This is a genomic window from Flavobacterium sp. LHD-85 (assembly GCF_030929595.1).
In the GTDB taxonomy this organism is placed as follows: Bacteria; Bacteroidota; Bacteroidia; order Flavobacteriales; family Flavobacteriaceae; genus Flavobacterium.
Window position 1 is genome coordinate 87,703 of record NZ_JAVFVR010000006.1, and the last position, 12,946, is coordinate 100,648.

At 33.9% G+C, this 12,946-nt stretch carries 10 protein-coding genes; 8 read left to right on the forward strand and 2 right to left on the reverse strand.

Annotated elements, in window-relative coordinates:
- Position 1 precedes the first annotated feature (1 nt).
- Positions 2–1,018, forward strand: a complete 1,017-nt coding sequence (locus RB618_RS12065) for a M28 family peptidase (protein WP_308068944.1) — start codon at positions 2–4, stop codon at positions 1,016–1,018.
- Positions 1,019–1,183: 165 nt separating this feature from the next.
- Here the strand turns inward: RB618_RS12065 and rho are convergent, their stop codons facing one another.
- Positions 1,184–3,025 (reverse strand): transcription termination factor Rho, encoded by a 1,842-nt coding sequence (rho, locus tag RB618_RS12070; protein ID WP_308068945.1) that lies wholly within the window; start codon positions 3,023–3,025, stop codon positions 1,184–1,186.
- Positions 3,026–3,207: 182 nt separating this feature from the next.
- On the opposite strand from rho, the gene RB618_RS12075 reads away from it, so the two are divergent.
- From RB618_RS12075 to RB618_RS12085, 3 genes are all read left to right on the forward strand, one after another.
- Positions 3,208–3,618, forward strand: a complete 411-nt coding sequence (locus RB618_RS12075) for a DUF4293 domain-containing protein (protein ID WP_008468670.1) — start codon at positions 3,208–3,210, stop codon at positions 3,616–3,618.
- Between the two features lie 146 nt (positions 3,619–3,764).
- The gene (locus RB618_RS12080; RefSeq protein WP_308068946.1) at positions 3,765–4,424 is read left to right on the forward strand and encodes a response regulator transcription factor; all 660 of its coding nucleotides are present in this window, start codon (positions 3,765–3,767) and stop codon (positions 4,422–4,424) included.
- A 10-nt stretch (positions 4,425–4,434) separates the two neighbouring features.
- Positions 4,435–5,349, forward strand: a complete 915-nt coding sequence (locus RB618_RS12085) for an ATP-binding protein (protein WP_308068947.1) — start codon at positions 4,435–4,437, stop codon at positions 5,347–5,349.
- Here the strand turns inward: RB618_RS12085 and RB618_RS12090 are convergent, their stop codons facing one another.
- A complete protein-coding gene (locus tag RB618_RS12090; RefSeq protein ID WP_308068948.1) occupies positions 5,350–5,844 on the reverse strand; it encodes a metallophosphoesterase family protein in 495 nt (164 codons plus the stop codon).
- Positions 5,845–6,078: 234 nt separating this feature from the next.
- On the opposite strand from RB618_RS12090, the gene truA reads away from it, so the two are divergent.
- From truA to RB618_RS12110, 4 genes are all read left to right on the forward strand, one after another.
- Positions 6,079–6,813, forward strand: a complete 735-nt coding sequence (gene truA / locus RB618_RS12095) for a tRNA pseudouridine(38-40) synthase TruA (RefSeq protein ID WP_308068949.1) — start codon at positions 6,079–6,081, stop codon at positions 6,811–6,813.
- 99 nt (positions 6,814–6,912) lie between these two features.
- Positions 6,913–8,667 (forward strand): ABC transporter ATP-binding protein, encoded by a 1,755-nt coding sequence (locus RB618_RS12100; RefSeq protein WP_308068950.1) that lies wholly within the window; start codon positions 6,913–6,915, stop codon positions 8,665–8,667.
- A gap of 16 nt (positions 8,668–8,683) precedes the next feature.
- Positions 8,684–10,261 (forward strand): histidine kinase, encoded by a 1,578-nt coding sequence (locus tag RB618_RS12105; protein ID WP_308068951.1) that lies wholly within the window; start codon positions 8,684–8,686, stop codon positions 10,259–10,261.
- An 86-nt stretch (positions 10,262–10,347) separates the two neighbouring features.
- The gene (locus RB618_RS12110; RefSeq protein ID WP_308068952.1) at positions 10,348–12,945 is read left to right on the forward strand and encodes a zinc-dependent metalloprotease; all 2,598 of its coding nucleotides are present in this window, start codon (positions 10,348–10,350) and stop codon (positions 12,943–12,945) included.
- Position 12,946: the final 1 nt, after the last annotated feature.

The window sequence follows — 12,946 nt, forward strand, 5'->3', positions numbered from 1 at the left end:
AATGAAAAAATTACTCATTTTATTTTTAATTGTTACTGCGTATTCTTGCAAAACGACGCAGTCGACAGCATCCAAAGACAATTCGGATCCATCAAAATATATTAAGGCGATTAGCGAAAAAGATCTTAAAACAATGCTTTATACCATTGCTTCAGATGAAATGGAAGGACGCGAAACTGGTTCTAAAGGACAGAAAAAAGCAGGTCTTTATATGATCGAGCAATACAAAAAAAGCGGGATCTCTTTTCCAAAAGGAGCTAAAGATTTCTACCAGCCTGTTCCTGCAACATTTATGAATGCAAGACGCAATCAAAACCTTCCTGATTCAGAAAATATCTGGGCTTATATTGAAGGTTCGGAAAAACCAAATGAAGTTTTGGTAATTTCTGCGCATTATGATCACGTTGGCATTAAAGATGGCGAAGTTTACAACGGAGCTGATGATGACGGTTCTGGAACTGTAGCAGTTATAGAAATGGCGAAAGCTTTTGCTAAAGCTAAAAAACAAGGTCACGGTCCAAAACGTTCTATCTTATTTCTGCATGTAACTGGCGAAGAACATGGCTTACACGGATCACGTTATTATTCTGAAAATCCATTATTCCCAATCGAAAATACAATTGCCGATATCAACATCGATATGATCGGACGCCGTGATGTTGAGCATTCAAATACAAACAACTACGTTTATGTAATTGGTGCTGACAGATTATCATCTGATTTACACAATGCTGTTGTCTCTGAAAATAATAAATACATCAAAATGGACTTAGATTTTAAATTTAATGATCCAAAAGACCCAAACCATTTCTATGAGCGTTCTGACCATTACAACTTTGCAAAACACGGTATTCCAGCTGTTTTCTTCTTCAATGGTGTTCATGAAGATTACCACGGAAAAGGTGACGAGCCTCAAAAAATTGAATATGACGCTTTAACCAAAAGAACAAAACTAGCTTTTGTCGTAGCTTGGGATTTGGCTAATAGAGAAAATAGACCGGTAGTTGATAAAAAATAGGCACAAAGGTTCAGAGGTTCAGAGGTTCAGAGGATTATTTGACAAGAACCTACTTTAAAAATTTAAAAAAAAAGGATGAATTTTAAAATTCATCCCTTTTTTTTATTTATAGATTCCAAAAGAAAACCTCAGAACCTTTGTAACTTTGAACCTTTGCCTCTTAAATTAGTCATTCATCGAAATCAAAAACTCCTCATTATTTTTCGTTTTCTTGAAACGGTCGTTTACAAAATCCATAGATTCTACAGGATTCATATCTGAAAGATATTTACGCATAATCCACATTCTTTGCAATGTTTTTTCGTCTAATAATAAGTCATCGCGACGTGTACTAGATGATGTAAGGTCAATTGCTGGGAAAATACGTTTATTGGCTATCTTACGATCTAACTGAAGCTCCATATTACCTGTTCCTTTAAACTCTTCGAAGATAACTTCATCCATTTTAGAACCAGTTTCTGTTAATGCAGTTGCGATGATACTTAAAGATCCTCCGTTTTCTACATTTCTTGCCGCTCCAAAGAAACGTTTTGGTTTTTGTAATGCGTTGGCATCAACACCCCCGCTTAATACTTTTCCAGATGCTGGCTGTACTGTATTATAAGCTCTTGCCAAACGTGTAATCGAATCTAATAAAATCACAACATCGTGACCGCATTCTACTAAACGTTTTGCTTTTTCAAGAACGATATTTGCGATTTTAACGTGCTCTTGCGGTTCTCTATCAAAAGTTGAAGCAATAACCTCACCACGAACACTTCTCTGCATATCTGTAACCTCCTCTGGACGCTCATCAATAAGAAGAACAATCAAATAAACTTCAGGATGGTTGGCAGCAATTGCGTTTGCAATATCTTTAAGAAGCATTGTTTTACCGGTTTTAGGCTGTGCAACGATCATACCACGCTGACCTTTACCTATTGGTGAAAACAAATCTATAATTCTAGTTGAAATAGAACTGCCTTTTTCGGCTAGTTTGAATTTTTCTGAAGGGAAAACTGGTGTTAAGTGCTCGAAAGAAACTCTATCGCGAACAACTTGCGGATCGTGCCCGTTAATTTTTAATACACGAACCAAAGGAAAAAACTTCTCTCCTTCTTTTGGAGGACGAACCACTCCTTTTACAGTATCTCCAGTTTTTAAACCAAACAATCTGATTTGTGAAGTTGATAAATAAATATCGTCTGGAGAAGCTAAATAATTATAATCTGATGAACGTAAAAATCCGTAACCGTCTGGCATCATTTCTAAAACACCTTCACTTTCAATAATCCCGTCAAATTCAAAGTCTGAATCTCTAAAGTTATTATTGTTCTTTTTATTCTTGTGATTTGGGTTTTGGTTGTTGTGATTTCCGTTTCCATTGCCATTCCCGCTCTGATTTTGATTCTGATTCGGGTTTTGATTTTGGTTCTGGTTTTTATTCTGATTCGGATTGATCTTTTTTGCAGGAGCAGTTTGTGGGCTTTTTTCAGCTGTTTCGGCTGTTGGCTCAGAAATAATTGTTTCAGATGGAGCTGATTCTATAGTCTCCTCAGTAGCAACTACTTCTTTTACTGCTTCTTTTTCTTTTTTTAACGCTACTTTTTTCTCGTATGCCTGTTTGTTGAATTTTCCACCTTTAGGCTCCTTTTTTATTGCTGGTGTTTTATTTTCCTCAACTACTTCAGCTGCCATTTCTGCAATTGGCTGAACTGTTTCAGCAGTATCGTTTTTTTGAACAGTTTCCTCTACTTTATCAAATTCTAAAACGGGAGCATTTTTGGTATTTGCTGCTTTTGTTTTTACTGGCGTAATTCTAGCGCGTTTTGGTTTTTCTTCCTTAGCTTCAGCAACAACCTTTGTTTGAGGAGCTTCAGCAGACTCAAGAGTATTTTCCTGATGTGCTAAAATCTGACTAATTAAAGTCTCTTTTTTGACACCGGTAATCTTTATTGTTTTAGCTAACTTAGCTATTTCTTGAAGCTCAGAAAGCTTCATTTCTTTTAATGCAGAAATATCAAACATGAATGTTCTATGAATTTAATTATTTTAAGGAATACTGTAAAAAGAATAGGTAGATAATTAATTTGAATTGACCGCAGTATGAAGTGCTTACGGTATTATGATGCAATAATACGAATAAAATTTTATCATACAATAGTATTTTAAAAAAAGAAAATATATTTTTGTAAAACATTTTTTAGACCATGATACAAAGAATTCAGACTGTATATTTATTTCTAGCTTTTGCTGCAACTGGCATTTTAATGCTTTTTGTTCCGCTTTGGACAACTAGTGCAGGAAAGCCATTCTTTTTTATGCAGGACCAGCTTTATACTGTTTTATTAGGCTTAACTACTATGCTTAGTATTATCAGTATCATTTCATTCAAAAAAAGACAAAATCAGTTTGTGTTAAACAGACTTAATATAATATTAAATTTAATTTTATTAGGATTATTTGTATATCGATCACTAAATTTATCTGGAGGGACTGAGGTCTCTGAGAAAGGTATTGGGATGTTCATGCCGATTGTCGCTATCGTGTTATTAGTTTTAGCTAATAAGGCCATCAAAAAGGACGAAGATCTTGTAAAATCTGTTGATCGTTTGAGGTAAACCTATAAACTTAGTTTATTTTGTGCGAAGAAGAACCCGAATTTTTATTCGGGTTTTTTTTACCCTATTATATTATAAATCAAGCCTGAAGAGCACATTAAGAATGTAATTTACGTGATAAATTTGTATTTTCAATTCAAATAATCATGACGCCAAAAATAAGGATTCATCTTGCAGATGATCATCAGGTCTTAATTGATGGACTATCCAACTTACTTCAAACCGTTTCAAACTTTGAAGTAGCAGGAACTTCACTAGATGGCACCACTGTCTATAATGATGTTGTGAGAGACGAAGCCGATGTTTTAATTTTAGATATCAGCATGCCAAAAAAAGACGGCATTGAAACACTGAAAGAATTTAATGAAAAACAACTACCGTGCAAAGTCATTATTTTATCCAGCTATGATGATCTAAAAATCATTAAAGAAGTAATGAAATTAGGTGCAAAAGGTTATTTGACAAAAAACTGCGCTGGCGAAAATATTATCGAAGCTGTTGAAGCCGTGTATCAAGGACAAGAATACTTTAGTGACGGCGTGAGAGAAAAAATCTTCAATACTTTTAGAGACAACCCAAAACTAAATTCAACTATAGTCATAGAAAATCCGGTTCTAAGTCGGCGAGAGATTGAAATTATTATTTTAATTGCTTTAGAATATAGCGGAAAAGAAATCAGTGAAAAGCTTTTTATCAGCTCGCATACTGTCGAAACGCATCGCAAAAATATCATGAAAAAGCTTAATGTAAAAAGCACAATAGGTTTAGTGAAATATGCACTTAAAAACAATTTGATTAATCCTTAAAATTGCTTTTATGTTTAGTTTTCGTCTTTTTTTCTCTTTAGTTTTATTTTTGGCTGTTCACGGAACTAGTATTGCGATACCAAAAGATACCACAAACGTAAAGGCGCCGCAAACTCAAGTTGATAATAAAACCGCACTTAAACCTAATAGCAAATCAGAACAGTTACGAAACAAAAAAATCGTCAGCTTATCCATTATACTTACTATTATCATTTTTCTTTTATTTTACTTTTTATACCAGAATAATAAGCTAAAACAAAAGATAAAACGAAAAGATACCAAACAGAAAATCCTTCTTGATATTATTAATTCTGGCATTGATTCTCAAGAAATAGAACGCAAAAAAATTGCTTCTTTTCTGCACGATAACATCAATTCTCTTTTGTCTTCTGTAGGATTACATTTAAATACTTTTACAGCGCAACACAATATTAAATCAGATGAAATACAAAAAGCAAAGACTATTCTCTCAGAAGCACATGAACTCTTACGAGATATGTCTTACGATCTTGTCCCCTCGCTTTTGGTTCGTTTTGGATTAATTTATGCTTTAGAAGATTTATGCGAAAAGAATTCCAATTCTGCTATTGAATTTGAATTTTCAAGCTCCATTCCGACAAGCAGAAGATATGTCGAGAAATTTGAAATGAAGATTTATTTTATTGTTACCGAACTATTCAGCAATATTACCAAACATAGCGATGCCCAAAAGGCAAAACTTTCTTTGAACGAAAAAGAAAATCAATTAATCCTTCGTATTCACGATGACGGAATTGGATTTAAAACCCAAAAGCTAAAAGATGCTGAAGGTTTTGGTTTAAACAGAATTAGAGCTCGAATTAAAAAATACAAAGGTTCTTTGTCTATTGTTTCAAAAGAAAATAAGGGAACTAAAATAAAAATCGAGATTCCGCTGCCGCATTAATTACTTCGCTCCTATTTCGACAATTTCCAAATCTTTGATTTTATCATCGTCAATTACAAATCGAAGCATGGTTCTTACTTTATGAAAACCGCTTTTTCCAGCCGCGCCAGGATTCATGTGCAGTAAATTGTTCTTTTTATCAAACATAACTTTCAAAATATGCGAATGCCCGCAGATAAATAATTTCGGCGGATTCAAAGCCAATTCTTCCCTGACATTTTGATTATACTTCCCAGGATATCCTCCAATATGCGTAATCCAAACCGAAACATTTTCGCATGAAAAACGGTTATTTAGCGGAAACTCTAATCTTGCCTTTGCATCATCAATATTTCCATAAACCGCTCTCAATGGCTTTAGTTTTTTAATAGCATCTGTAACGCTTAAATCTCCAATATCTCCTGCGTGCCATACTTCGTCTGCCTGAGCAACATATTTTAAAATAGTTTCATCTATGTGGCTGTGGGTATCTGAGAGAAGTAGGATTTTGGTCATTTCTTTAAGGCGCTAAGGTTCTGAGGTGCTAAGATACTAAGGTTTTTTCTTTTTTAGACGTTAAGGTTCTAAGATGCTAAGGTTCTAAATTTATTTGACGTGATTACTCTGTAGAGATGCATTGCAGTGCGTCTCTACAGACATACGCAAAGAAAAAAACTTAGAACCTTAGCATCTTAGCATCTTAGCATCTTTTTTTCATACCTTTGCCACTCAGAACCTCTGTCCCTTAAAATGAGATATTTTATTCAATTCGCTTATAACGGAACACATTATCATGGCTGGCAGATACAGCCAAATGCTTCTTCAGTTCAGGAAACTTTAAATAAGGCTTTTTCGGTTTTATTAAATGAAACTATCAGCATTATGGGTGCTGGAAGAACGGATACTGGTGTGCACGCGAGTGAAATGTATGGTCATTTTGATACAGAAAAAACTTTGGATATTCCGGTTTTGGTTTATAAATTAAATTCATATTTGCCAAAAGACATTGCGATTTTTGATATTAAATTAGTTCACGACGATGCACATTGCCGATTTGATGCAACAAAACGAACTTACGAATATCATATCAATACGGTTAAAAACCCGTTTTTACAGGAGTTGAGCTGGTATGTGACGCAAAAGCTAGATTTGGATTTGATGAATGAAGCGGCGCAATTATTATTGAAACATACCGATTTTCAGTGTTTTTCAAAAGTTAATACTGATGTAAACACATTTGATTGCACGATTTTTGAGGCGTTCTGGAAACAAGAAAACGGAAAATTGATTTTTACCATTTCGGCAAATCGGTTTTTAAGAAATATGGTTCGCTCAATTGTAGGAACTTTAATTAATATAGGATTGCACAAAATCACACTGGAAGATTTTGAAAATATTATTGCCAGCAAAAACAGAGAAAAAGCGGGGTTTTCTGTCCCAGCACATGGTTTGTATTTAACCAATATTTATTACGATTATTTATAAGCTTTAGGCTTTAGGCAATAAGCTTTAAGCTTATTTCTAACTGCTTACAGCTAATAGCTTACGGCCTAAAGCCTAAAGCTTAAAGCATCAAAAAAATAAATGAAAGCAAAAGCATTCGACACAGGATTATTCAAACGAATTTTAAAATATACCCGCCCTTATAAATGGCGTTACTACGGCGTTATTATATTCGCCATTTCGCTGTCTATTTTTGCCGCACTTCGCCCTTACCTACTTAAAGAAACAGTAGACGGTTACATCAAAACTCATGATAAAATGGGATTGCTGATGTACATCATTTTGATGGGAGTGGTTTTGCTTATGGAGGTTTTTTCTCAATTTTACTTTGTGTATTGGGCCAACTGGCTTGGTCAGGACATTGTAAAAGACATTCGAACCAAACTTTTTCAGCATATTCTGAGTTTTAGAATGAAGTATTTTGATTTGGTTCCAGTTGGACAGCTTGTTACACGTGCCGTTTCAGATATTGAATCTATTGCTCGTATTTTCAGTCAAGGTTTGTTTATGATTATAAGTGACTTGATGAAAATGGTTGTGGTTTTGATTTTTATGTTTTACATGAACTGGAAACTGACTTGGATTGTGGTAATTGCTATGCCAATTTTGGTTTATGTGACGAGAATTTTCCAACGCAAAATGCAGGTGGCTTTTGAAGAAGTAAGAACTCAGATTGCCAACATGAACTCATTTGTTCAGGAGCGTGTAACGGGGATGAAAATCGTACAACTTTTTAACCGTGAAAAAATCGAAGCTGAAAATTTTAAAGAAATCAACAACAAACATAGAGTGGCTTGGATTAAGACAATTCTGTACAACTCGATCTTCTTCCCTATTGCCGATATTATTTCGTCTATTACTTTAGGTTTAGTTGTGGTTTATGGTGGTTTTAGAATTTTGAACGGAGATCATTTTACGACTTTTGGAGATTTATTCTCTTATACCATGTTTATAGGAATGCTTTTTAATCCGTTGAGGCAAATTGCAGATAAATTTAACGAGATGCAATTAGGAATGATTGCTGCCAATCGTGTTTTTGACATTATCGACACACAAGATCACATTCAAGATACGGGAACAATTGAAGCGCCAGTTTTTAATGGAAGAATTGACTTTAAAGATGTTCGTTTCAGTTATATTCCAGAAGAAGAAGTTATAAAAGGAATTGATTTATCGGTTACGGCTGGACAGACTGTTGCTATTGTAGGTTCTACGGGCGCAGGAAAATCTACTATCATTAATTTATTGAATCGTTTTTACGAAATCAACAGCGGAACGATCTGCATTGACGGAGAAAACATCGAAAACTATACTTTGGCTTCTCTTAGAAAACAAATTGCAGTAGTTTTGCAGGATGTCTTTTTGTTTGCCGATACGATTTACAACAATATTACTTTGCACAATCCGGCAATTACTAGAGATAAAGTAATTGATGCCGCAAAGAAAATTGGTGTTCATGATTTTATTATGAACCTTCCAGATAATTATGATTTTGATGTAAAAGAGCGAGGCGTTATGCTTTCTTCTGGACAGCGTCAGCTTATTGCTTTTTTACGTTCTTATGTGAGTAATCCGAGTATTTTGATTTTGGATGAAGCCACTTCTTCGATCGATACCTATTCTGAAGAAATGATTCAGCGTGCAACAGAAACGATTACAAAAGGAAGAACTTCTATTATTATTGCACATAGATTAGCAACAATTGTAAATGCAGATAAGATTGTGGTGATGGATAAGGGATTGATTGTTGAACAAGGTACGCATCAGGAATTATTGCAAAAAACTGATGGGTATTATAAAAATTTATATGACTCGCAATTCGCAGTAGCGAACTAAGTCATACTGTTACTTTTTGAAATTTAGATTAAAAAATATTACTTCTAGGCGTGCTTTTTTAATATACGTTATTGTTTCGATTCTTATTACGGTTTCGGCAGTTTACATTCTGAGTAATCTGATTACCGATTTGACTGAAAAATCGAATGATGATATAGCGACGCGCAATTTTTTCAAAAAGCAGGAATTCATGTCCGAAGAGCTTTCGAAGTTTTTGGAGCAGGAAAAAAAAATTGAACATGTTTTAAAAATTAGCAGTCCGCAAAACCTAGACAACAACCTCCAGCTTTTATCTTCACTTCAAACGTACAATAAACTGATTGTAAACAATTGGTTTCAGATTAATGAAAATGCCATTCAATATGGGAATCCTTCTATTTCAAGCGAAATTAAAAATGACGTAAAAACATTTCTTCTTCAAAATAAAAACAGCGATCATCTCAGCGTAATTCTTCCACAAGGAAACGAATGGGTTTGGCGCATTTATTTTAAATTAGTTTCAGAAAACAAAACCGTAGTAAAATATGGTTATGACATCAATCTGAGATTGCTTCATAGTTACATTTCTAAAATAGACAAAACAAAAACAGCTACTAACTACGCTTTTGTTTTTGATAAAAACGGAACCTGCATTTACCATCCAGAAATTGCTTTTCTTGGAAAGAATATTTTTAAAATTTCTTCTTTCAAACCCTCTGACACTATTTATAGTAAAAAACAAGATTTTGCCAAAAGCACAACATTGTCAGAATACTTGCAATTGGATGTCATTCGTTTTACCAAAAAACTGGACATTAAAAACTCTAACTGGTTTGTCTGTGTTAACGTTCCGAAAATGGTCGCTGACGAAAATGTAGCTTTGGTTAAAAAGTATTCAACTTCGATTTATTCGATCACAACAGTAATGCTGCTTTTGATTTTTTATCTTTTCTCTTATGCCAACAGACGTGCTTACAGAGAAAAGGGAATTGTCATAAAAGAGAAAAATAAACTCTTGGTTGAGAATGAAAAAATCATCAAAGAAAAAGCTTTGATTCAGCTGCAGCAATTAAAAGAGCAGATTAATCCGCACTTTTTGTTTAATTCACTCAATTCGCTTTATATGCTGATTGGAAGTGATATTAAAGTTGCGCAGAAATTTACTTTAAACCTATCCCGTATTTATCGTTATTTAATTGATCCGCCAGAAAAGAACATTGTTTCTTTAAAGGACGAATTATTATTTATCGAAAAATATATCTTTTTGCAGCAAACCCGTTTCAAGGAAGAATTATTCTTTTCTATCGAAATTGAAAACCAAGCTGCCTTAAACAAACACATCCCCTATCTTGCTTTTCAGATTGTGGTCGAAAATGCTATTAAGCATAATAGAGCCACACAGGAAAGTCCACTTACTACAAAAATCCTGATAAAAGAAAATCAGGTAATTATCAGCAACAATCTTCAAAAGAAATTGACTGCAGAACCGAGTACTAAATTTGGGTTAAATTACCTAAAGAGTATTTACAATTATTATTCAAAAACAGAATTTAAGACATCAGAAAAAGATGGCTATTTTGTTTGTATTCTTCCATTAATATCCATTCACTCCTAAAAAAAAGCCACTCACTCCTTTTTGTTTTTTTTCCGAACTAAAATAAAATAGTTTCGGATCGAAAATTAACCTAAACTTAACATCTGATGAAGGAAAAATCATTCCTGCATAATTTGATAATATTTTGCATATCCTTATTACTATTATCGTCACTTACTGTTCATTCTCAAAAGAAGAAAAAAGACAAAAAAGAGGACAAAACTGAAATTAAAAAAGATTCTACCGATTCTAAAAAAGGTAAAAAATACGACGACCTTGTAAAAAAGGGTTCTATCAAAAAAGGACTCTTCAATGTCATTCAGGTAAAAACTGATGTTTATTTTGAAATTCAAGACAGTTTATTCCAAAGAGAGTTTTTAGTTGTAAACAAATTATCTCAAGTTCCTTTTCAGGTAAATGAGGCCGGCTTAAACAAAGGAATGAATTATGAAAACAAAGTCATTAGTTTTTATAAAGATACAATTGCAAAGAAGGTTTGGGTAAAATCGTATGTTCCTAAGGTTTCTTCACCAAAAGAAGATGCGATTACACAATCGGTTCAAAATAATTTTGCCGAATCTATTATTGAAGTTTTTGATATTGAAACCAAAAACAACGATTCGACTTCTGTTGTTATTAAAGTAAATAAGATTTTTGACGGAAAACAAAAAAGCTTCAATGATGTTTTGAGCAACACTGGCATTGGAGGTTCTGTAAAATCTGATTTATCATATATAGAAGGTTTAAAAACTTTCCCAAAAAATATTGTAGTAAAATCGCAGCTGACAACTTCATACAGCGATGGCGCATCGTCATTACCAATTACGCTTGGTGTGACAAGTAATATTATTTTATTGGACAAAACGCCAATGAAACCACGTTTTTCTGACAAACGAATTGGTTTCTTTTCTGAAAAACATTGGTATTTTACCGATGCACAGCAAGCAATGGTTGAAAAAGAGCTTATTACACGCTGGAGATTAGAACCTAAAAAGGAAGACGAAGAAAAATATTTGAAAGGTGAATTAGTAGAGCCGAAAAAACCAATCGTTTATTACATCGATCCATCGACTCCAAAACAATGGAGAAAATACATTATTGATGGAGTACACGATTGGCAGGCAGCTTTTGAAAAGGCGGGTTTCAAAAACGCCATTATAGCAAAAGAACCTACTGATAAAGATTTGGATTTTGATATTGATGACGTACGCTATTCTGTAATTACGTATGCTGCATCTCCAAAATCAAATGCAATGGGACCATCTGTGGTTGACCCAAGAAGCGGTGAAATTATCGAAGCCGATATTATCTGGTGGCATAATGTAATGACTTCGCTTCAAAGCTGGATGCGCATCCAAACAGGACCAATTGATCCAAAAGCTAGAGGAAATAAATTTAGCGATGAACATATGGGAGAGGCAATTCGTTTTGTTTCGTCTCATGAAGTGGGTCATACTTTTGGTCTAAAACATAATATGGGTTCTTCTTTTGCTTACGATGTAGAATCATTACGTTCTAAAGAATTTACAGCAAAAATGGGAGGAACAGCTCCATCAATTATGGATTATGCGCGTTACAACTATGTAGCTCAGCCAGAAGACAATGTTACAGTAATTACTCCAAAAATTGGAGAATATGATAAATATGCTATTGAATGGGGTTACAGATGGTACTCGCCTAACGACAACGAAACAACAAAACTAAACGCCTTAATTGCAAAACATCAAGATGACCCCATTTATTTTTATGGCGAGCAGCAGGGAAATGTAATTGATCCACGTTCTCAGTCTGAAGACTTAGGGAATGATGCTATGAAAGCAAGCGAATACGGTTTGAAAAACTTAAAGCGTGTTGTAGATAATATTTTAAGCTGGACATACGATAAAGATCAGTCGTACTACGAAACAGGCAAACTGTATATTGGAGCTATTGGCCAATGGCAAACATACACTGACCATGTATTGGCTAATATTGGTGGTGTTTATTTAAATACAACGGTTCACGGCGATAACAAACAAAGTTATGTTCCGGTTCCAGCTGCAATGCAGAAAAGAGCAGCTGATTATTTGGTAAAAAATGTACTTACAATTCCGCAGTGGTTGTTTTTCAATGATATTTTAGAAAAAACAAATCCGCTAAAAGATTCTCCTTTTGGACCTTATGAGTACACACCATATACAATGGCACGAGGATTACAATACGACGCTATGTATAGCTTATTCAAAGATGATCGTTTACTTCGAATGACAGAAAATGAATTATATCAGCGAAATAAAACTAAAGATCCTGTTTTTACTGTAAATGATTTGTTTAAAAAAATGCATCAAAACGTTTTTGCTGGAACAATTGCGAATAAATCGCTATCAATTCTAGAGCGCATGACTCAAAAGAATTATGTAGATGTTTTAATTATTTCAACAAATAAATTATTTGAAAAAACAGAAGCGAAGAAATCAATCGAAATTCAGCAGACTTTAAGCATGCCGCATTTATGCAATTATTTAGATGATGCACATACGGCAAGAAATATTAATAATGCTTTTTTAAGTAGAGTTGCAGAAGTAACCTCAGATAAAAAGGGAGAATTAATAAAAGTCCTTCAATTATTAAAAACTAAAAAAAATACAGGAGACCAATCTACCCAAAACCATTACCGCGATTTGATCCAACGAATCGAAAAAGCATTGAATAATACAACCTTTTAAT